Origin of the sequence: Streptomyces sp. NPDC007189, from assembly GCF_040703635.1 — a bacterium.
Taxonomy (GTDB): Bacteria; Actinomycetota; Actinomycetes; order Streptomycetales; family Streptomycetaceae; genus Streptomyces.
On record NZ_JBEYEY010000007.1, the window covers coordinates 263470 to 282932 of the forward strand.

Genomic DNA, 19463 nt, shown 5'->3' on the forward strand with positions numbered 1-19463 from the left:
TAGTTCGTGAGATATTCGGTCGAGAAGACTTCTTAGTGTGTGAGGGAATCTGCCCTCCCCGGGGGACTGGAGACGGCTGTATGAGTCTGTACGACGAGGGTCACACGATCGCCGGCTGGACCGGCTTCGGCATCGCGACGGCGGGAAGCGCTGTGGTCGGGGCGGGGGTGTGCACGGCCTCCCTGCCGGTGGCCGTCGGAGGGATGGCCGTGCTCGCCCTGAGCGTCCTGGTGACGTGGGTCCTCCATCTGGCCGGCTGGGGCAAGCCGCCCGGGGTGCGGCCGCGGGGGCGCTGGGGAATGCGGGTCCGGGACGCACAGGCCCGGGAGGGCCATCCCGGCTGCGTCAGCTGCCGGCTGGCGGGGCGGGGACGGGGGCGTCGGGCCGTGGTTTCGGCGGGTGCGGTGGAGACGCCGACGGCTGCCGAATCGATGCCTCTTTCTCCTGTCGAGTGAATGCGCCACTAGGAACGGAGGTTGGGGGGCGACGTGCCTGGCTTCCCGGTGGACGTGAGGGACTTCGCCGGCAGAGCCGAGCCGGTGCCGTGCGCATCCTCGCTGTCAGACCCCGCCCTTACCCTCACACGTGATGGGACAGGTGTGGAAGTGCTCGGGGCTCCGTTGGCCGGTGGGCGGGCCCGTGTTGGTGTGGGGCGGGGGGCGGTGCAGTGGGCTGCCCTGGGGGAAGCGGGTCGGCTTCGCCGTGCCGGAAGGGGGCGTGCGGACGTGTGTGGGGGCGCGGGGGCATGAGTGCCCGGTGCGGGCCGTCGTGCCGGGGCGGAGTACGGGGGCCCGGTGCGAGGAGTGCGCGCGGCTGGACCGGGCGCACTCCGTGGCCGCCGACACGCTCGCCGACGACCCGCGGCCGTACCGGGTGTATCTGGCGTGGTTCGGGCCCGGGATGGTGAAGGTCGGGATCACCGCGGCCGAGCGGGGCTCCGCGCGGCTGCTGGAGCAGGGCGCCGTCTGTTTCAGCTGGCTGGGCACCGGCCCGCTGATGGCCGCCCGGCGCACCGAGGAGCTGCTGCGGGCCGCGCTCCAGGTGCCGGACCGGATTCCGTACGCCGAGAAGCGGGCCGTGCGGTCGGCGTTGCCGCGGGCGGAGGCGGAGCGCGCGGCGGAGGTGCGGGAGCTGCACGCGCGGGCCGTGGCGCTCCGCGGGTGGCCGGAGTCGCTGGCCCCCGCGCCCTGCGAAGTCGTCGATCACTTCGGGGTGTTCGGGCTCGCTGGTCCGCCGTCCGCCCTCGGGGAAGTGGTGGAACTCGTGCCCGGCGGTGGGGTGAGCGGCGAGCTGGTCGCGGCCGCGGGGCCCGATCTTCATCTGGCGGTCGGCGGCCGCGGGGTGGTCGTGCTCGACACGCGCCTGATGAGCGGGTGGGAGCTGGTGCCGTCGGCCGACTCCGGTACCGGTGGACTCGCCTTTCCGGTACGGGAGTTCGACCGCCCGCAGGAGGGGCTGTTCTGAGGCGGAGGCGCAGGCTCTGATCCACCGCTTCCGGCGTCAGTAGGTGCTTCTCAGGTGCTGCCTGAGCGTCGCCTGTGTGTTTCTCAGGCAATTCACAGATCGGGGAAAGCCTCTTCTCAGAGGGCGCCGACAAGGTGTGCACCATGACCACGACCTCGCCCCAGGGGCGCACCGAACTGCTGAGGCCGGACGGGAGCCCCGTCCGAGTGCTTGTGGTGGACGACGAGTTGTCGATCACCGAACTGCTGAGCATGGCTCTTCGCTACGAGGGCTGGCAGATCAGGAGTGCGGGGGATGGGCACGGCGCCATCCAGACCGCCCGTGAGTTCCGGCCCGACGCCGTCGTGCTCGACATGATGCTGCCCGACATGGACGGGCTGACCGTCCTCGGTCGGCTGCGGCGGGAACTGCCCGATGTGCCCGTCCTCTTCCTCACCGCCAAGGACGCCGTCGAGGACCGTATCGCCGGGCTGACCGCGGGCGGCGACGACTACGTCACCAAGCCGTTCAGCCTCGAGGAGGTCGTGGCGCGGCTGCGCGGGCTCATCCGCAGGTCCGGCGCGGCCGACCGGCGGTCGGACTCCGTGCTCGTCGTCGGCGACCTCACCCTGGACGAGGACAGCCACGAGGTGTCGCGGGGCGGCCAGTCCATCCACCTCACGGCCACCGAGTTCGAGCTGCTGCGCTTCCTCATGCGCAATCCGCGGCGCGTGCTCAGCAAGGCGCAGATCCTGGACCGGGTGTGGTCGTACGACTTCGGCGGGCAGGCCAACGTCGTCGAGCTGTACATCTCGTACCTGCGGCGGAAGATAGACGCCGGGCGCGAGCCGATGATCCACACCCGGCGCGGGGCCGGTTACCTGATCAAGCCCGCCGCGTCATGAGCGGACGACGGCGGCCGGGTCCGCAGCAACGGCAGAAGCTGCAGCGGCGACGACCGGGACAGCCGCGCACCCTGCGGACCCGGCTCGTCGTCGCGTCGGTGGTGCTGATCGCCGTCGTGTGCGCGGTGATCGGCACGGTGACGACGGTGGCGCTGCGCTCGCATCTGTACGGGCAGCTGGACGAGAAGGTCGGCGACATCGCCATGCGTGCGGCGGGCGGCCGTCTGCACCCCGGTGTCACCGTCCCCGGGCTTCCCACTGCCCCGGGGTCCGGGGACAAGGCCACCGCCACGCCCAGCCAGAAGATCGCGCGCGTCCTCACCAACGGCCCGACCCAGCCCAGCACCGTCGCGGCCTATCTGCAGAACGGCCGGATCGCCAGCGCGGCCAAGGCGGTGCAGCTGAACGACAGCAACGGCGGCTTCCGGAAGATGGGCACCGTCAGCCTCACCGCCGCGCAGCAGCGGGCGCTGGCAGCCGTGCCGAAGGACCGGCGCGCGCACACCGTCGACCTTCCCGACCTCGGGAGTTACCGCGTCCAGTACGCGGTGAGCCCGGACGGCAGCGACACCTACTACGTCGCCCTGCCCACCAAGGACGTCGACGACAACATCGACACCCTCATCGTCGTCGAGGTCTGCGTCACCGCCGCCGGCCTCATCGCCGCCACCCTCGCCGGATTCGTCATCGTCGGCGTGGCCACCCGCCCCCTCCGCAAGGTCGCCGCCACCGCCACCCGGGTCTCCGAACTCCCCCTCCACACCGGCGAGGTCAACCTCAGTGAGCGGGTGCCGGAGTCCGAGTGCGATCCGCACACCGAGGTCGGGCAGGTCGGCGCCGCGCTGAACCGGATGCTCGACCACGTGCACGGCGCCCTGCACGCCCGGCAGCAGAGCGAGATGCGGGTACGGCAGTTCGTGGCCGACGCCAGCCATGAGCTGAGGACCCCGCTGGCCTCCATACGCGGGTACGCGGAACTCACCAGACGCGGGCGCGAACAGGTCGGCCCCGACACCCGGCACGCCCTGGGCCGCATCGAGTCCGAGGCCGGCCGTATGACCCTCCTGGTCGAGGATCTCCTTCTCCTCGCCCGGCTCGACGCCGGACGGCCGCTGCAGTTCGAGCAGACCGACCTCGTCCCGCTCGTCGTGGACACGGTCAGCGACTCCCGCGCGGCCGGCATGGACCACAACTGGCGGCTCGACCTGCCCGACGAACCCGCGCTCGTGTCCGCCGACGCGGCACGCATCCAGCAGGTGCTGGTCAACCTGCTCGGCAACGCCCGCAAGCACACGCCGCCGGGTACGACCGTCATCGCGCGCGTGCAGCGGCGCGGGGCGTGGATGTGCGTGGACGTCGAGGACAACGGGCAGGGGATTCCACCGGAGCTGCTGCCGCACGTCTTCGAGCGGTTCGCGCGCGGCGACTCGGCGCGGTCCCGGGCCACCGGGTCGACGGGCCTCGGGCTCGCCATCGTGCAGGCCGTCGCCGCCGCGCACGGCGGCGCGGTGACCGTCGACAGCATTCCGGGCCGGACGGTGTTCACCGTGTATCTGCCCGCGCTCACCCCGGCCGTTCCCCGCCCGGCGCCCGAAACGAACTGGCAATCGCACTCACAGGCGCAGCACAGTGCCACCACATGGGTGCGACAGGGGACGTGAGTTGAGTCGGTTCCATGCGAACCGACTCTTCTCCCGGCACCCTGCCGGCGCGGGAGCACCTCCCGGCCGGAGACGCCGGTACGCCTGTCCTGGACGTAGTGATCCCCGTCTACAACGAGGAGAAGGACCTCCGGCCGTGCGTCCGCAGACTGCACGAGCACCTCACGCGCACCTTCCCGTACGCCTTCCGCATCACCATCGCGGACAACGCGTCCACGGACACCACCCCGCAGGTGGCGGCGCGGCTGGAGGCGGAGATTCCCGAGGTGGTCAACTTCCGCCTGGAGCAGAAGGGGCGGGGCCGGGCCCTGCGGACCGTGTGGTCCGCCTCCGAGGCGCCGATCCTCGCCTACATGGACGTCGACCTGTCCACCGACCTCAACGCCCTGCTGCCGCTGGTGGCGCCGCTGATCTCCGGCCACTCGGACCTCGCGATCGGCTCCCGGCTCGCCCGCAGCTCGCGGGTCGTGCGCGGACCCAAGCGGGAGTTCATCAGCCGGGCCTACAACCTGATCCTGCGCGGCTCGCTCCAGGCCCGCTTCTCCGACGCGCAGTGCGGCTTCAAGGCGATCCGGCGCGACGTGGCGCAGGTGCTGCTGCCGCTGGTGGAGGACACCGGCTGGTTCTTCGACACCGAGATGCTGGTCCTCGCCGAGCGCGCGGGGCTCAGGATCCACGAGGTGCCGGTCGACTGGGTCGACGACCCGGACTCCACCGTGCACATCGTGAAGACCGCGACCGACGACCTCAAGGGCGTCTGGCGGGTCGGCAAGGCGCTGGCCACCGGTTCGCTCCCGCTGGACCGGCTCGCCCGGCCCTTCGGCGACGATCCGCGCGACCGCGAACTGGCCAACGTGCCCAAGGGACTTGCCCGCCAGCTCGTCGGGTTCTGCGTCGTGGGCGGCCTGTCCACCCTGTTCTATCTCCTGCTCTACAGCGTCTTCCGGCAGTTCTTCGGCGCCCAGATCGCCAACGCGCTCGCGCTGCTGGTCTCGGCGATCGCCAACACGGCCGCCAACCGCCGGCTCACCTTCGGGGTGCGCGGCCGGGGCGGCGCCGTACGGCACCAGGCGCAGGGCCTGGTCGTCTTCGGCATCGGACTGGCCCTGACCAGCGGTTCTCTCGCCGCCCTGAACGCGGCCGGCGGCCACCCGGCGCACTCCACCGAGCTGGCGGTGCTCATCGCCGCCAACCTCGCCGCGACCGTGCTGCGCTTCCTGCTCTTCCGCGCCTGGGTCTTCCCGGACCGCGGCGAGCCCGGCACCGGCTCCACGGCCGCCGCCACCCACCCCGTCTCCTCACCGACCTACGACACGAGCACGACCCCGCCGCACGGCACGACCCCGACGCACCCGCCGTACGGCACGACGACCGTGCCGTACGCCCCGCTGCCCCAGCGGCCGACGCCGTACCCGCAGCCGTACGGGCAGCCGCCCCAGACCACCCAGGTCCGCGCCGGTGATGCCGCGGACGGCCGCTGGAGGGACGCCACCATGCGACTGCAGCCGGTGCGCCCTCACGACACCGATCCGGGGGACTCCCGATGACCACGCACCAGGAAGACAGCCGTACGACCGTCTGGGGACCGCCGCCGACCGCCCCGCCGCGGGCGCCGGAGGCCGGTGAGCCCAAGCAGCCGGCCGCCCGCAGACTGTGGCGTGGCCGGCCCGAGGACCCGCGCTGGGCGCGTCCCGCCTTCCTCGGCCTGCTCGCCGCCACCCTGCTCCTCTACCTCTGCAACCTCGGCGCCTCCGGCTACGCCAACTCCTTCTACTCGGCGGCCGTGCAGGCCGGCAGCAGGTCGTGGAAGGCGTTCTTCTTCGGCTCGCTGGACGCGGGCAACGCCATCACCGTCGACAAGCCGTCGGCCTTCCTGTGGCCGATGGAGCTGTCGGTCCGGATCTTCGGGCTGAACTCCTGGGCGATCCTCACCCCCGAGGTGCTGATGGGCGTCGGCGCGGTGGCGGTCGTGTACGCGGCCGTACGCCGCCGGTTCAGCCCCGCCGCCGGTCTGATCGCCGGCGCGGTGCTCGCGCTCACCCCGGTCTCCGCGCTGATGTTCCGGTTCAACAACCCGGACGCGATGCTGGCCCTGCTGATGGCGCTGGCCTGCTACTTCGTCGTACGGGCCGTGGAGGACGGGCGGACCAGGTGGCTGGTGTGGGCGGGCACCGCGATCGGCTTCGCCTTTCTCGCCAAGACCCTCCAGGCCTTCCTGATCCTTCCGCCGCTGGCGATCGTGTACGCGGTCTGCGGTCCGGTGCGGCTGCGCAAGCGACTGGGCCAACTGGCCCTCGCCACTCTGGCGTTGGTCGTCTCCGGCGGCTGGTGGGTGGCGATCGTCGAGCTGTGGCCGGCCTCCTCCCGCCCCTACATCGGCGGCTCGCAGAACAACAGCTTCCTGGAGCTGACCTTCGGCTACAACGGCCTCGGGCGCATCAACGGCGACGAGACCGGCAGCGTCGGCGGCGGGGGCGGCGCGGGCGGCTCCGGCCGCTGGGGCGCCACCGGCTGGGACCGGATGTTCAACTCCGAGATCGGCAGCCAGATCTCCTGGCTGCTCCCGGCCGCGCTGATCCTGCTGGTCGCGGGCCTGTGGGCGACGCGGAAGCTGCGCCGCGCGTCCGTCACGCGCGCCTCGTTCCTCGTCTGGGGCGGCTCGCTGGTGATGACGATGGCGGTCTTCAGCTACATGGCGGGCATCTTCCACCAGTACTACACGGTGGCCCTCGCGCCCTACCTCGCGGCTGTCGTCGGCATGGGCGCCGGCCTGCTGTGGGACAGGCGGCGGGAGCTGTGGGCGTCGATCACCCTGGCCGCCTCCGTGGTCGCGGCGGCCGCCTGGGGCTACGCCCTGCTCAACCGCACGTCCGGCTACCTGCCCTGGCTGAAGTGGCTGGTGCTGATCGGGGGTCTGGCGGCCGCGCTGGGGCTGGTCTTCGCCGGCCGGCTCTCCCGCCGGCTGGCCCTCGGGGCGGCGGCGGTGGGCCTGGTGGCCGCGCTCGCCGGTCCCACGGCGTACACCCTCAGCACGGTGGACTCCGCGCACACCGGCTCCATTCCCACGGCGGGTCCGGCGGGCGCGAGCGTGATGGGCTTCGGCGGCCGGGGTCCCGGTGGCACCGGCGGCATGCGCGGCGGCTTCGGCGGCGGGGGCATGCCGGGCCGGCAGGGGCAGAACGGCCAGGGACAGCAGGGGCAGCAGAACGGCAACGGCTTCCCGGGCGGCGGCACCTTCCCGGGCGGGGGCATGCCGGGCCAGAACCAGCAGAACGGCAACGGGAACACGCAGGGCCAGGGCAGGAATGGCGGCGGTTTCCCCGGCCGGATGGGCGACGGCGGCGGTATGGGCGGCGCCGGCGGCCTGCTGAACGGCGCGAACGTCTCCGCCGAGGCCAAGAAGCTGCTGGAGCAGGACGCCTCGGAGTACACCTGGGTGGCCGCGTCCATCGGTTCGCAGAACGCGGCCAGCTACCAGCTCACCACCGGTGACCCGGTGATGGCGATCGGCGGCTTCAACGGCACCGACCCGTCCCCGACACTGGCCCAGTTCAAGAAGTACGTGGCCGAAGGCAAGATCCACTACTTCATCGCCGGCGGACGCATGGGCGGCATGGGCGGCAGTAGCAGTGGCACCGCCTCGCAGATCAGCTCGTGGGTGCAGAGCACCTTCAAGAAGGTCACGGTCGGTTCGGCCACCTTCTACGACCTCACGCGCAAGGCGAGCTAGCGGGGTGACCGGCGGGGCCGCGCGGAGGCGGAACACCTCCTCGCGGCCCCGTCCGGCTACTCCCCGTCGGACACCAGCCGCGCCGGGAAGCCTCCCGTCGCCAGCGGCCCCCACCGCTCCGGCGTCACCCGGATGATGGACTTGCCCTGCTTGACCATGGCCTGCCGGTACTCGTCCCAGTCGGGATGCTCACCGGCGATGTTCCGGTAGTACTCCACGAGCGGCTCCACCGAGTCCGGCGTGTCGACGACCTCGGCCGTGCCGTCGATCTGCACCCAGGGGCCGTTCCACTCGTCGCTCAGCACGACCAGGCTGACCCGCGGGTCGCGCTTGGCGTTGCGGGTCTTGGCCCGCTCCGGGTAGGTGGAGACGACGATCCGTCCGGAGTCGTCGACGCCGCAGGTCAGCGGGGACGCCTGCGGCCCGCCGTCGGCGCGGCGGGTGATCAGCAGGGCGCGGTGCCGGGGCCGCACGAAGTCCAGCAGCTCGTCCAGCGATACACGGGTGTTGGTAGCGATGTTCGGTGCCATGGTCAGGCAGCCTAGGGGCAGAACCGGCCTTCGTGGCTGACCCTGCTGTGCCTACGCCTGCGGCAGCGAGTCGCCCTGCACCGCCTGGATGTCCAGCTCCACCTTCAGCGTCGTGCCGATCGCGGCGATGCCGGCCTGCAGGACCTGGTTGTAGTTCATGGCGAAGTCCTCGCGGTGCAGCTCGGCCGTCGCGCGGAACGCGGCGCGCGTGCCGCCCCACGGGTCGGCGCCGGTGCCGAGGTAGGCGAGGTCGAGGTCCACCGGCCGTACGACGCCGTGCATGGACAGCTCGCCGTGCACCGTCCAGCGGTCGGAGCCGGCGGCGGTCAGACCCGTGGACCGGTACGTGATCTCCGGGTGCTGCTCGACGTCCAGGAAGTCCCCGGACTTCAGGTGCGTGTCGCGCATGCCGTTGCCCGTGTCGATGGACGCCGCCTTGATCACCGCCTCCACGCGGGACTTGGTGACGTCGTCCGGCGCGATCTCGATGGTGCCGCCGAAGTCGGTGAACCGGCCGTGCACGCTGGAGATCCCCAGGTGCTGGGCGACCGCGGCGACGGAGGAGTGCACCGGGTCGATGGTCCAGGGGCCGGGCGGCGGCAGTTCGCTGCCGCCCTGCCGGGCCAGCGTGACCGTGCCGATCTCGGCCCGGCCGCTCGCGGTGACGATCGCCGAGGAGGCCACGGGCGCGTAGCCGACGGCCGTCACGATCACCGTGTACGCCCCCGGCGCCAGCTCGGTGGTGTCCCGTACGGCTCCCTCGGCGTCCGCCTCGGCGCGCAGCACCTGCGTGCCGGTCATGTCGGTCACCGTGACGACCGCGTGCGACACGGCCCACCCGTCCCGCGTACGGATCTTCGCGGTCAGTCCCATCCCGTTTTCTCCCTGCAAGCCTGTGAAGGCCCTCGAAGCCTTGCAAATTGGTCTTAACACACCGGCCCGTGGCGCGCGCCGGAAACCGGCAGGTCACGTGCGCGCCACGGGCCGCGGCGGAACTACTCGCCCGGGTGGGCGAGTTCGATGTCGTGGTCGTCGACACCGCTGCCGGCGACGGTCAGGGCCGTCGCCACCGGCGGGTAACCCGTCGCGATGACGGTGTACTCGCCGCTGTCCAGGTCGGTGAAGGCGTACGCCCCGTCGGCTCCGGTGGTGGCGGTGCCGACCACGTTGCCCGCCTGGTCGACGAGCGTCACCCGGGCGTCGGCCAGCGGACCGTGCGGGGCCCGGACGACGCCCTGGAGGCGGGCGCCGGCGTCCAGGTCGATCTCGATCCGGGTGAGCCCGGTGGCGCCGATCTCGACCGGCAGGGCGCGCGGCCGGAAGCCGCTCGCGTTGACCGCCAGGGTCACCGTGCCCGGCACCAGGTCGGTGAGGGCGAAGTCGCCCTGCGCGCCGGTGGCGGCGGTGGCCAGCAGGTCACCGCGGACGTCGGTGACGATCACCATGGCGTCCTTGACCGGCAGCGCGCTCCCGGCGGCCCGGACCACACCGGTCAGCCCGCTGGTGCCGCTGAGCAGGATGTCGTACGACAGCGGCTCCTCGCCCACCACGACGGTGGAGGCCTGCGGCTGGTAGCCGTCGGCGGAGGCGATCAGGACGTACGACCCGGCGCCCGGGGCGTCGACGGCGTAGGAGCCGTCGGCCTGGGCGACCGCGCGGCCCAGCTGGCGGCCGGAGAGCGAGATCAGGGTGACCGCGGCCTGCGGGACCGGGGCGCTCTCGGCGCCGCGGACGAAGCCGTGCACCGGGGTGCCGCCGCCGCTGCCGGGCTCGGCGAGCGTGGCGACGGCGGTCGCCGCCGGCTGGGCGGCCGTGGCCATGGCCGGTGCCTCGGCGCCGGTGTCCGACACGACGGGGGCGGCCCAGCTGGGCGCCTGCTTCTGCACGGGTTCCTGCACGGTGTTCTCCACAACGTTCTCGACGAGGGCGGCGGCTTCCGCGACCGCCCCGGCCTTCTCCTGCGCGGCCTGGGCCAGCGCGCCGGTCGTGCGCAGCGGGACCTCCTTGATGAACAGCACCGTGAGGAACGCGATCAGCGCGAACGGGGCCGCATAGAGGAAGACGTCCGCGATGCCGTGGCCGTAGGCGGCCTCCAGCCAGCTGCGCACCGGCTTCGGCAGGGCGTTCATGTCGGGCAGCTCGCCGCCGCCCATCGCCTTGGCCGCGGCCAGCCGCGCCTTCGGGCTCAGGTCGAGGATGCTGTCCTTGGCGTAGTGGGTGATCCGCTCGCTCATCACCGAGCCGAGGACGCCGACGCCGACCGCACCGCCGAGGGAGCGGAAGAAGCTCACCGTGGAGGAGGCGGCGCCCAGGTCCTTCGGGGCGACCTGGTTCTGCGTGGACAGCACCAGGTTCTGCATCATCATGCCGACGCCGATGCCCAGCAGCGCCATGTAGATCGACAGCTCCCAGTAGGGGGTGTCGTAGCGCATCAGGCCGAGCAGGGCGAGGCCCGCCGTCAGCGAGACGCCGCCGGCGACCAGCCAGCCCTTCCAGCGTCCGGTGCTGGTGATGAACCGGCCGGAGACCATGGAGGCGACGAACAGGCCGCCGATCATCGGGATGGTCATGACGCCGGACATCGTCGGGGTCTTGTCGCGGGCCAGCTGGAAGTACTGCGAGAAGAAGACGGTGCCCGAGTACATGCCGACACCGACGAACAGCGAGGCGAGCGAGGCCAGCGAGATGGTGCGGTTGCGGAACAGGCGCAGCGGGATGATCGGCTCGGAGGCCCGGGTCTCGGTGAACACGAACAGCAGCGCCAGCACGATCGTGCCGCCCACCATCGTGTACGTCTGCCAGGACAGCCAGTCGTACTTGTCGTTGGCGAAGGTCACCCAGACCAGCAGCAGCGAGGCCGCCGCGGTGATGAAGAACGCGCCGGTCCAGTCGACCTTGACCTTCCGCTTGGCGACCGGCAGGTGCAGCGTCTTCTGCAGCACGAACAGCGCGATCAGCGCGAAGGGGATGCCGACGAACAGGCAGTAGCGCCAGCCGAGCCAGTCGGTGTCGGTGATGACACCGCCGAGCAGCGGGCCGCCGACGGTGGCGACGGCGAAGGTGGCGCCGGTGTAGCCGGAGTACCGGCCGCGCTCCCGCGGGGAGATCATCGCGGCCATGATGACCTGCACCAGGGCGGACAGACCGCCGGCGCCGAGGCCCTGGATGACACGCGCGCCGATCAGCATCGCCGGGTTCTGCGCGAGACCGGCGACGACCGAGCCGGCGACGTAGATGATCAGGGATATCTGGACGAGCGCCTTCTTGCTGAGCAGGTCGGCGAGCTTGCCCCACAGCGGCACGGAGGCCGTCATGGCGAGCAGCGCCGCCGTGACGACCCAGGTGTAGGCGGACTGGCCGCCGCCGAGGTCCTTGATGATCGTCGGCAGTGCGTTGGTGACGATCGTCGAGGACAGGATGGCGGCGAACAGGCCCAGGAGCAGGCCGGACAGCGCCTCCATGATCTGCCGGTGTGTCATGGGGGCGTGCTCCGCGGAGCCTCCCCCGTGCTTGGCGTGAGCCCGCACACCGGCTGGTGTGGTCGTTGCCATGGGCTTCCTTTTCTTACGTGCTTGCGGGTGTACGGGTGGTCTCTTCGAACACGGGAGCGGCCGCGGCGGCCGGGAGCCGGAACGCGGTGGACCGGCAGTCGCCGAAGGACTCGCGCAGCCGGGACATCAGCCGGATCAGCTGGGCCACGTCCTCGTCGCTCCAGTCGGCGAGCCGCTCGGCCAGCAGATGCGTGGTCCGCCGGGACAGCTCCTCCAACTGCTCCAGACCCGAGGGGGTCAGGCGCAGGATGCGCGAGCGCTTGTCCGCGGGGTCCGGGTGCCGCTCGATCCAGCCGCGCGCGGCGACGTGCGCGACATGCCGGCTGGTGACCGACATGTCCACGGCGAGCAGCTCGGCGAGCTTGCTCATGCGCATGTCTCCGTGGCGGCCGAGCAGAGTCAGCACGGCGGCCGAGCCGGCCGGGCAGTCGGGGGGCAGGATCCGCCCCATGTCCCGTTTCACGGCTCCGACGGCACTGAGCTGACGCGCCAGCTCTTCGAACTGCGCCTGCTCGGCCATCACACCTCCCGATTCGTTGCTTAGGGCAACCATAATCCGATTGGTTGCTGCAGGCAAATAAAGGAGGGTGCGGCGGCGCAAAAACTTGGCAAAGGCAAGTATTGCTCACGTAAATACCCAGGTGGGTGCGGGTGAGGTGCCCCTGTCTGTCCGGGTGGCCCCGCACTTGGGTCGGTCACCTGGATTCGCTAGTGTCTCGGGCCATGGCTAACACCCAGGGCCCCCAGGGCAATTACGACCCCGCCGGCAACACCCAGATGTTCCGCGCGTTCGTCGAAGAGGCTCCCCAGGGCCGGCAGCAGCAGGCGGCCACCTCCTCCGGCCCCCGCATCGGCGTGATCATCGGCGTCATCGTGGCCATCGCGGTGGTGGCCGGCGTCGCCTGGCTGGCGCTGAAGTAGGACGCATCGCCGGGTGGTCCCGGCGACGGGGCCGGCGGTGCGGGTGAGCGGTGACCGGTGCGCTTCCCGGCCGGGGTGAAGAGGGTGTGTCGGTGCGGGAGTTGACGCTGTTTCCGATCCCTCGGTCGGGGTGACGGCGGCCGCACCGCGCTCTCCTGTGCCGACCGCGGCGTAACCGCGGCCCGGCTCGCCGTCCCCGGCCCAGGCGCGGAGGACCCCGGGCCGGACCGCGCTCTCCTGTGCCCCACCGCGACGTAATCGCCGCCCGGCCCGACGTCGTCGGCCACATGCCGAGGATTCCGTCCAGCACGACGAGGGCCGCCGGCGCTGCCGTGACGGCGCCTCGGCGGTCACCTACGACTCCGCCGTGAACGCCACCGGCCACGGCGGAGCCGCAGCCGCTGGGGCGGCACGGCGCGGCGCGCTCGGCAGAGTGCCATGTCCTGTCGTCGAACTCCCGCCTGCCGCGAGGCCCGCCCTCCGGGCGGACGGCGGGAGCTCGACGGCAGGACCTAGTCGGAGATCAGGCCCTCGCGCAGCTGTGCCAGCGTGCGGGTCAGCAGTCGGGAGACGTGCATCTGGGAGATGCCGACCTCCTCGCCGATCTGGGACTGGGTCATGTTGGCGAAGAAGCGCAGCATGATGATCCGGCGCTCCCGGGGCGGCAGCTTGGCCAGCAGCGGCTTGAGCGACTCGCGGTACTCCACGCCCTCCAGCGCCGCGTCCTCGTAGCCGAGCCGGTCGGCCAGGGAGCCCTCGCCGCCGTCGTCCTCGGGGGCCGGGGAGTCGAGGGAGGAGGCGGTGTAGGCGTTGCCGACCGCGAGGCCGTCGACCACGTCCTCCTCGGAGACGCCGAGCACGGCGGCCAGCTCGGTGACCGTCGGGGAGCGGTCCAGCTTCTGCGACAGCTCGTCGCTGGCCTTGGTGAGGGCCAGACGCAGCTCCTGCAGGCGGCGCGGGACGCGCACCGACCAGGACGTGTCGCGGAAGAAGCGCTTGATCTCGCCGACCACGGTCGGCATCGCGAACGTCGGGAACTCCACGCCCCGTTCGCAGTCGAAGCGGTCGATCGCCTTGATCAGGCCGATGGTGCCGACCTGGACGATGTCCTCCATCGGCTCGTTGCGGGAGCGGAAGCGCGCGGCCGCGTAGCGGACCAGCGGCAGGTTGAGCTCGATCAGGGTGTCCCGGACGTAGGCCCGTTCGGGGCTGTTCTCGTCGAGTGCGGCGAGCCGCAGGAACAGGGAGCGGGACAGGGTCCGGGTGTCGATGTCCCCGGAGGCCGGCGGGGCCGGGAGGTCGGCGGCCGCCGGGGCGGGCGGGGCCGGCACGGCGTCGAGGGCGGTGACGCCCTCGATGCCGTCGAGGACGTCGAGCGCGTCGAGCTCCTTGGGCGCTGCCTCGCTCTTCGCGGGCGTCAGCACCTTCGAGCTGCCCTGGTCTGCGGACATGCCACCCCCTTTGGGTCGCGGGACGGTCGGGGCGGCGCTGTCTTTCGGACAACGCAGCCTTCACCTGAATACCGGCGCGGAAGGCCCGGCAAACGCGTCTCCCGCAGAATGTCACATGTCGGCAACACGCTGTAGCGACATGTCGACATGCGAGAGGCGAATAGGCCCTGGAAAGAGGGGGTCTGACGCTTTGTCGGGTTCGAACTGTCGGCATCTGTGCTGGTGAGCGATTCGCTCGCGGCGGTGAGCGCTCGATCGGGTTTGCGATGCAGGGGGTGATCCGGGATGTGCTTCCGTGCGCCTGCTGTGCTCCGCCCCGATTCCTTCTTTGGGGCCTATGCGTCCTGTGCAGTTCTATGCGTCGATGCGATTCGCCGAGCGCAGCCGCTGAAAGCTGCGGGCGAGGAGGCGCGAGACATGCATCTGGGACACGCCGAGTTCCGCGCTGATCTGCGACTGGGTGAGATTGCTGTAGTAGCGCAGCAGAAGGATGCGCTGTTCGCGTTCGGGCAGTTGGACGAGCAGATGCCGGACCAGGTCGCGGTGTTCCACGCCGTCCAGGGCCGGGTCCTCGTAGCCGATGCGGTCCAGCAGGCCGGGCAGCCCGTCGCCCTCCTGCGCGGCCTCCAGCGAGGTGGCGTGATACGACCGCCCCGCCTCGATGCAGCTGAGCACCTCCTCCTCGCTGATCCTGAGCCGGTCGGCGATCTCGGCGGTGGAGGGGGAGCGGCCATGGAGGGTGGTGAGGTCCTCGGTGGCGCTGTTCACCTGGACCCACAGCTCGTGCAGCCGGCGCGGTACGTGCACGGTGCGGACGTTGTCCCGGAAGTACCGCTTGATCTCGCCGACGACGGTCGGCATCGCGAAGGTCGGGAACTGCACGCCCCGGTCCGGGTCGAACCGGTCGATGGCGTTGATCAGGCCGATGGTGCCGACCTGGACCACGTCCTCCATGGGCTCGTTGCGGGAGCGGAAGCGGGCGGCGGCGTAGCGCACGAGCGGGAGGTTCGCCTCGATCAGCGCTCCCCGCACCCGGTCGTGCTCCGACGTGCCCGGAGTGAGCTCCTTCAGCTCGGCGAAGAGCACCTGGGTGAGGGCGCGGGTGTCGGCCCCCCGCCGCTTCTCGGGGGGCACGGGGGCCGGGGCAGGAGCGGGGGCCTCCTCCTGGGGCGGCGCAGTACTGGCCGACACGGTCAACGCCACCTCTTCATCACTCAATCATCGGTCAAAAGCGGTCATAGCATCACAAGACATGTGCACGGTGCGCAAGCACCTCATCACGCCGTGTTGTGTTCAAACTTCGACAAGTTGGGGCCGCACGAGGGGGCTCCGGACACACGAAAGCCCCCCGCCTTTCCGGCGGAGGGCTCCGGGTGTGTCGGGCTCAGAACTCGTAGTCGGCGATCACCCACGTGGCGAACTCGCGCCACATCGCGACGCCCGCCTGATGGGCGGGGTGCTCCAGATAGCGCTTGAGGGCGCCGGCGTCCTCGACGGCCGAGTTGATCGCGAAGTCGTAGGCGATCGGCCGGTCGCTGATGTTCCAGCCGCACTCCCAGAAGCGCAGCTCCTCGATCTGCCCGCCCAGGGCCCGGAAGGCCTCCACTCCCGCCACGACCCGCGGATCGTCGCGCTCGACGCCCTCGTTGAGCCTGAAGAGGACCAGGTGGCGGATCATGGGGCGTACCTCAGTTCTTTCCTCCGTGGGCGACCCAGGTCATGAACTGGCCGATGGCCTTGGCCGCGTCCGATATGCCCTCGAAGCCTATCTGGACGTAGTCCGCCGCCTTGGCCGGGTCCGTGATGATCACGTACAGCGCGAAGACCACGAGCACGTATACGGCGATCTTCTTGGCGTTCACCGCCACCGCGGCCTCCCCTGTCCGTGCGCCCCTGCTGCCGGCGGCGAGTGTAACCTTCACGCCCGTTTCCCAGGCCAACGGTCCGCCGCCGGGAGCCATTTGCCCCGGGGTGTGCGCGAGTGTCCCGTACGACGAGAAAGGGCCCCGTCTTTCGACGGGGCCCTTCTTCGAGCGGTAGCGGAGGGATTTGAACCCTCGGTGACTTGCGCCACACTCGCTTTCGAGGCGAGCTCCTTCGGCCGCTCGGACACGCTACCGAGGGAGACCTTACAGCAAGGTGGGGCGTGCCCTGAAATCGGATTCCGGAGCCCTGCGACCGGTCCTGTCAGCGGTCCCGGAAGAAGTCCGTGAGGACCTGGGCGCACTCCGCCGCGAGCACTCCCTCGACGACCTCCGGACGGTGATTGAGCCGGCGGTCGCGGATCACGTCCCACAGCGAGCCCGCCGCGCCCGCCTTGTCGTCCCGGGCGCCGTAGACGACCCGGTCGAGGCGGGACTGGACGATCGCGCCCGCGCACATCGTGCACGGCTCCAGGGTGACCACGAGCGTGCAGCCGGTCAGCCGCCACTCGCCGAGCAGGGCGGCCGCCCGCCGGATCGCGAGGACCTCCGCGTGGGCCGTGGGATCGCCCGTGGCCTCGCGCTCGTTGTGCCCGGCGGCGAGCACCGTCGCACCGTCCGCGGACAGCACGACGGCGCCGACGGGGACGTCCCCGCCCTGGACGGCCCGTTCGGCCTCGGCCAGGGCGAGCCGCATCGCGGGCCGCCAGCGGTCGCGCACCGGATCCGGCACGGCGGCCGGGGTGCCGGCGGTCAGCGGACGGTCTCCAGCACCTCCGAGGCGCCCAGGGCCTCGGCGATCGTGCCGAGCGCGTCGTCGGCGTCCAGCGAGCGCAGCTCCTTCTCGCTGATGCCGAGGTCGTCGAGGATCTGGCTGTCGCCGACGGGGCTGTGCGGCACCGCGTCGGCGGCGGCGGCCGGCTCCTCGGCGTCCTCGTCGGACTCGGACTCGCCGTCCTCCGTGCCGTCGAGGTCCAGGGAGTCCAGGTCCGGGCCGTCGTCGGCGCCCGGCTCCCGGCCGAGCAGCTCGTCGGTGAGCAGCAGCTCGCCGTACGCGCTGCGCTGGGCGGCGGCCGCGTCCGAGACGTAGATACGAGGGTCGTCCTCGCCGTCCACGCGGACGACGCCGAACCAGGCGTCCTCCTGCTCGATCAGCACGAGCACCGTGTCCTCGTCGGGAGAGGCTTCCCGGGCCAGGTCGGCCAGATCCGACAGGGTCTCCACATCGTCGAGCTCTGTGTCGCTCGCTTCCCACCCGTCTTCGGTGCGCGCGAGCAGTGCGGCGAAGTACACCGTGACTCTCCCACTGGTCATAGGCGTGCCGGTTGGGGGTCCCCCCGGCGGAGGTACTTGGGCGGAGAGAGCCTGGGCTCCGAGCCCCACCCACTCGGAATCGTGGCAGAAACAAGGCGTTCAGGGGACGTCTTCGGCGCCCTGTGTCTTGCAGCCACCTGCGGATCGTACGCGGCTTTTCCGGGCGCACACGCACGCCCGACTCGCAAAAGCCCAGTGCGGGCGCGGATCTTCCTTGTCCCAGAACTTCCTTACCGGTTCTTGCACAAGAGGATTCCCAAGCGTGTTCCTCCCCGCATTCGGTCTACCAGCGGAACGTCCGCATGCGCATCGCGTGGCGCAGCCGGGCGGCCTTGGCGCGCCGCGGCTGGACCCGGGCGCGCAGCTCACGGGCCTCGGCGAGGTCGCGCAGGAACTGGGCGCGGCGGCGCCGGCGCTCGGCGTCCGTCCCCGGTACGGCGGCGCCGCGTGTCGCGGGCTCGCCGGCGTCCCGGGTCTCCTGGACGTCCCCCGGCGCGTCGTCAGGAAGGTCAGGCAGGTCAGGCACGTCTCACCACCCCAGTCCGTCCCTCCCACTTTCCCTCGTACGGCCGCTTCGACGCCAGGGCCGGCGGGGTTTCGTTCGCAGGTACCGTTAGGGGCATGCGTCTCCATGTCGTCGACCACCCCTTGGTCGCCCACAAGCTCACCACGCTGCGCGACCAGCGCACCGACTCCGCGACCTTCCGCCGGCTGGCCGACGAGCTGGTCACCCTGCTCGCCTACGAGGCCACGCGGGACGTGCGCACCGAGGCCGTCGACATCCGGACGCCGGTCGCGCAGACCACGGGCGTCAAGCTCGCCCGCCCCCGCCCGCTGGTCGTGCCGATCCTGCGGGCCGGCCTCGGCATGCTGGACGGCATGATGCGGCTGCTGCCGACCGCCGAGGTGGGCTTCCTCGGCATGATCCGCAACGAGGAGACGCTGCAGGCCTCCACGTACGCCACGCGCATGCCGGAGGACCTGTCGGGCCGCCAGGTGTACGTCCTGGACCCGATGCTGGCCACGGGCGGCACGCTGGTCGCGGCGATCCAGGAGCTGATCAAGCGGGGCGCCGACGACGTCACCGCGGTCGTCCTGCTCGCCGCTCCCGAGGGCGTCGCGGTGATGGAAAGGGACCTCGCGGGCACGCCGGTGACGGTCGTCACGGCCGCCGTGGACGACCACCTCAACGAGCTCGGCTACATCGTGCCGGGGCTGGGCGACGCGGGGGACCGGCTTTACGGGGCGGCGGAGTAGGTTTTCGGGCTGACGGGGGGCCGGTGAGCGCCCTTCGCGGGTGCGGGTGCGGGGCGGGTGCGTCTGTGTTGCCCGTTCCCGCGCGGCCCGGAATGCAGCCGCACATCGGCTCGCGGCCCCCTACGAGCCGCTGATCAGCAGTTCTTCTTCGCGGTGGCCGCCGGCTTCGGGGCGGTCAGGGCCGTCAGCGCCTGCTGCGCCGCCGCCTGCTGGGCCAGGCCCTTGAAGCCGTCGCCGATGACCAGGTCGAGGTCGGTCCCCTTGCGGCCGTCCGTGCGCTGCTCGGCGCCGGCCAGCTGGGTGCCGAGCACCGGCAGCGAGGAGTTCCGGGCCGAGGCGGGGCCGAGCAGGATCCCGGCGCTCTTGACCTTCTTGTCGAACTGCGTGCTCGCGTTCCCCACGTCGCCGATCCTGAAGCCGCGCTTCTTGAGCGCGTCCGCGGTGTCCTTGGCCAGCCCGGTGCGGTCGGTGGCGTTGTAGACGTTCACGGTGATCTCGGCGGGCTTGGGCAGGGATTTCACCTGTGCGGCCGTATCGGTCCCGGGCTGGCAGCGGGTCTTCGAGCCGGCCGCCGCGTTCTTCTTGCCGCCGCCGGTGAAGACGTCGATGAGCTGCAGGGTGCCCCAGCCGATCAGGCCGAGCGCGCACACGGACGCCACCACGGCGGCCACCAGCCGGGCGCGGCGGCGCGGCGGGCGCATCCGAGGGTATTTGTCCCCCGTGATCCGGTACTGACCGCCCATGCCGGGGGGTGTGAGCATGCTCATGAGCGCAGCGT

Annotated in this window: 20 protein-coding genes and 1 tRNA gene; 8 read left to right on the forward strand and 13 right to left on the reverse strand. The window is 71.5% G+C overall.

Annotated features, from left to right (window positions below; all coding sequences use genetic code 11):
- The first annotated feature begins 80 nt into the window (after positions 1 to 80).
- The 6 genes from AB0950_RS17305 (at position 81) to AB0950_RS17330 (ending at position 7739) form a co-directional block, all read left to right on the forward strand.
- A complete protein-coding gene (locus AB0950_RS17305; RefSeq protein ID WP_360153494.1) occupies positions 81 to 455 on the forward strand; it encodes an HGxxPAAW family protein in 375 nt (124 codons plus the stop codon).
- Between the two features lie 133 nt (positions 456 to 588).
- Entirely contained in the window at positions 589 to 1464 is an 876-nt protein-coding gene (locus AB0950_RS17310; RefSeq protein WP_366778823.1) for a DUF2797 domain-containing protein, read from the forward strand.
- A 143-nt stretch (positions 1465 to 1607) separates the two neighbouring features.
- On the forward strand, positions 1608 to 2348 hold the full coding sequence (locus tag AB0950_RS17315) for a response regulator transcription factor (RefSeq protein ID WP_360153500.1): 741 nt from the start codon (positions 1608 to 1610) through the stop codon (positions 2346 to 2348).
- Positions 2345 to 4009 (forward strand): HAMP domain-containing sensor histidine kinase, encoded by a 1665-nt coding sequence (locus AB0950_RS17320; RefSeq protein ID WP_360153504.1) that lies wholly within the window; start codon positions 2345 to 2347, stop codon positions 4007 to 4009. The genes AB0950_RS17315 and AB0950_RS17320 overlap by 4 nt, the downstream gene beginning before the upstream one ends.
- A gap of 14 nt (positions 4010 to 4023) precedes the next feature.
- A complete protein-coding gene (locus AB0950_RS17325; RefSeq protein WP_366778824.1) occupies positions 4024 to 5556 on the forward strand; it encodes a bifunctional glycosyltransferase family 2/GtrA family protein in 1533 nt (510 codons plus the stop codon).
- Positions 5553 to 7739 (forward strand): glycosyltransferase family 39 protein, encoded by a 2187-nt coding sequence (locus tag AB0950_RS17330; protein WP_366778825.1) that lies wholly within the window; start codon positions 5553 to 5555, stop codon positions 7737 to 7739. Before AB0950_RS17325 ends, AB0950_RS17330 begins: the two co-directional genes overlap by 4 nt.
- Before the next feature lie 56 nt (positions 7740 to 7795).
- Here the strand turns inward: AB0950_RS17330 and AB0950_RS17335 are convergent, their stop codons facing one another.
- The 4 genes from AB0950_RS17335 to AB0950_RS17350 all read right to left on the reverse strand — a co-directional run bounded on the left by AB0950_RS17335 (position 7796) and on the right by AB0950_RS17350 (position 12340).
- A complete protein-coding gene (locus tag AB0950_RS17335; protein WP_360153513.1) occupies positions 7796 to 8269 on the reverse strand; it encodes a PPOX class F420-dependent oxidoreductase in 474 nt (157 codons plus the stop codon).
- A gap of 51 nt (positions 8270 to 8320) precedes the next feature.
- Positions 8321 to 9142 carry a YceI family protein gene (locus AB0950_RS17340; protein ID WP_360153516.1) on the reverse strand — a complete coding sequence of 274 codons (822 nt, stop codon included), beginning with the start codon at positions 9140 to 9142 and terminating at the stop codon, positions 8321 to 8323.
- 122 nt (positions 9143 to 9264) lie between these two features.
- Positions 9265 to 11820: an MFS transporter gene (locus tag AB0950_RS17345; RefSeq protein ID WP_360575645.1), complete on the reverse strand. Its 2556-nt coding sequence runs from the start codon at positions 11818 to 11820 to the stop codon at positions 9265 to 9267.
- Between the two features lie 13 nt (positions 11821 to 11833).
- Positions 11834 to 12340, reverse strand: coding sequence for a MarR family transcriptional regulator (locus AB0950_RS17350; protein WP_360153522.1), 507 nt, complete (start codon positions 12338 to 12340; stop codon positions 11834 to 11836).
- Positions 12341 to 12543: 203 nt separating this feature from the next.
- Between AB0950_RS17350 and AB0950_RS17355 the strand changes: the two genes are divergently transcribed.
- Positions 12544 to 12741 carry a hypothetical protein gene (locus AB0950_RS17355; protein ID WP_360153525.1) on the forward strand — a complete coding sequence of 66 codons (198 nt, stop codon included), beginning with the start codon at positions 12544 to 12546 and terminating at the stop codon, positions 12739 to 12741.
- 512 nt (positions 12742 to 13253) lie between these two features.
- Here the strand turns inward: AB0950_RS17355 and AB0950_RS17360 are convergent.
- From AB0950_RS17360 to AB0950_RS17395, 8 genes are all read right to left on the reverse strand, one after another.
- Positions 13254 to 14192: an RNA polymerase sigma factor SigF gene (locus tag AB0950_RS17360; protein ID WP_360153528.1), complete on the reverse strand. Its 939-nt coding sequence runs from the start codon at positions 14190 to 14192 to the stop codon at positions 13254 to 13256.
- Between the two features lie 354 nt (positions 14193 to 14546).
- Complete coding sequence (locus AB0950_RS17365; protein ID WP_366778879.1) at positions 14547 to 15389, reverse strand: RNA polymerase sigma factor SigF; 843 nt, start codon at positions 15387 to 15389, stop codon at positions 14547 to 14549.
- 187 nt (positions 15390 to 15576) lie between these two features.
- Positions 15577 to 15870, reverse strand: coding sequence for a Dabb family protein (locus AB0950_RS17370; RefSeq protein ID WP_360153531.1), 294 nt, complete (start codon positions 15868 to 15870; stop codon positions 15577 to 15579).
- A gap of 10 nt (positions 15871 to 15880) precedes the next feature.
- Positions 15881 to 16060: a hypothetical protein gene (locus tag AB0950_RS17375; RefSeq protein WP_360153755.1), complete on the reverse strand. Its 180-nt coding sequence runs from the start codon at positions 16058 to 16060 to the stop codon at positions 15881 to 15883.
- 166 nt (positions 16061 to 16226) lie between these two features.
- A tRNA-Ser gene (locus tag AB0950_RS17380) sits at positions 16227 to 16311 on the reverse strand.
- Between the two features lie 68 nt (positions 16312 to 16379).
- Positions 16380 to 16811, reverse strand: coding sequence for a tRNA adenosine(34) deaminase TadA (tadA, locus tag AB0950_RS17385; RefSeq protein WP_360153758.1), 432 nt, complete (start codon positions 16809 to 16811; stop codon positions 16380 to 16382).
- A 56-nt stretch (positions 16812 to 16867) separates the two neighbouring features.
- Complete coding sequence (locus AB0950_RS17390) at positions 16868 to 17407, reverse strand: hypothetical protein (RefSeq protein WP_360153761.1); 540 nt, start codon at positions 17405 to 17407, stop codon at positions 16868 to 16870.
- Positions 17408 to 17711: 304 nt separating this feature from the next.
- Positions 17712 to 17954, reverse strand: coding sequence for a hypothetical protein (locus tag AB0950_RS17395; RefSeq protein WP_360153534.1), 243 nt, complete (start codon positions 17952 to 17954; stop codon positions 17712 to 17714).
- A gap of 95 nt (positions 17955 to 18049) precedes the next feature.
- Here AB0950_RS17395 and upp point away from each other — a divergent pair, with 95 nt between their 5' ends.
- Positions 18050 to 18685, forward strand: a complete 636-nt coding sequence (gene upp, locus AB0950_RS17400) for a uracil phosphoribosyltransferase (RefSeq protein WP_360153537.1) — start codon at positions 18050 to 18052, stop codon at positions 18683 to 18685.
- Positions 18686 to 18819: 134 nt separating this feature from the next.
- Here the strand turns inward: upp and AB0950_RS17405 are convergent, their stop codons facing one another.
- Positions 18820 to 19452, reverse strand: coding sequence for a LytR C-terminal domain-containing protein (locus tag AB0950_RS17405; protein ID WP_360153540.1), 633 nt, complete (start codon positions 19450 to 19452; stop codon positions 18820 to 18822).
- Positions 19453 to 19463: the final 11 nt, after the last annotated feature.

Coding starts and splice junctions, on each gene's coding strand:
- AB0950_RS17305 (WP_360153494.1), top strand. CDS start 81: ATGAGTCTGTACGACGAGGGTCACACGATCGCCGGCTGGACCGGCTTC.
- AB0950_RS17310 (WP_366778823.1), top strand. CDS start 589: ATGGGACAGGTGTGGAAGTGCTCGGGGCTCCGTTGGCCGGTGGGCGGG.
- AB0950_RS17315 (WP_360153500.1), top strand. CDS start 1,608: ATGACCACGACCTCGCCCCAGGGGCGCACCGAACTGCTGAGGCCGGAC.
- AB0950_RS17320 (WP_360153504.1), top strand. CDS start 2,345: ATGAGCGGACGACGGCGGCCGGGTCCGCAGCAACGGCAGAAGCTGCAG.
- AB0950_RS17325 (WP_366778824.1), top strand. CDS start 4,024: ATGCGAACCGACTCTTCTCCCGGCACCCTGCCGGCGCGGGAGCACCTC.
- AB0950_RS17330 (WP_366778825.1), top strand. CDS start 5,553: ATGACCACGCACCAGGAAGACAGCCGTACGACCGTCTGGGGACCGCCG.
- AB0950_RS17335 (WP_360153513.1), bottom strand. CDS start 8,269: ATGGCACCGAACATCGCTACCAACACCCGTGTATCGCTGGACGAGCTG.
- AB0950_RS17340 (WP_360153516.1), bottom strand. CDS start 9,142: ATGGGACTGACCGCGAAGATCCGTACGCGGGACGGGTGGGCCGTGTCG.
- AB0950_RS17345 (WP_360575645.1), bottom strand. CDS start 11,820: ATGGCAACGACCACACCAGCCGGTGTGCGGGCTCACGCCAAGCACGGG.
- AB0950_RS17350 (WP_360153522.1), bottom strand. CDS start 12,340: ATGGCCGAGCAGGCGCAGTTCGAAGAGCTGGCGCGTCAGCTCAGTGCC.
- AB0950_RS17355 (WP_360153525.1), top strand. CDS start 12,544: ATGGCTAACACCCAGGGCCCCCAGGGCAATTACGACCCCGCCGGCAAC.
- AB0950_RS17360 (WP_360153528.1), bottom strand. CDS start 14,192: ATGTCCGCAGACCAGGGCAGCTCGAAGGTGCTGACGCCCGCGAAGAGC.
- AB0950_RS17370 (WP_360153531.1), bottom strand. CDS start 15,870: ATGATCCGCCACCTGGTCCTCTTCAGGCTCAACGAGGGCGTCGAGCGC.
- tadA (WP_360153758.1), bottom strand. CDS start 16,811: ATGCGGCTCGCCCTGGCCGAGGCCGAACGGGCCGTCCAGGGCGGGGAC.
- upp (WP_360153537.1), top strand. CDS start 18,050: ATGCGTCTCCATGTCGTCGACCACCCCTTGGTCGCCCACAAGCTCACC.
- AB0950_RS17405 (WP_360153540.1), bottom strand. CDS start 19,452: ATGAGCATGCTCACACCCCCCGGCATGGGCGGTCAGTACCGGATCACG.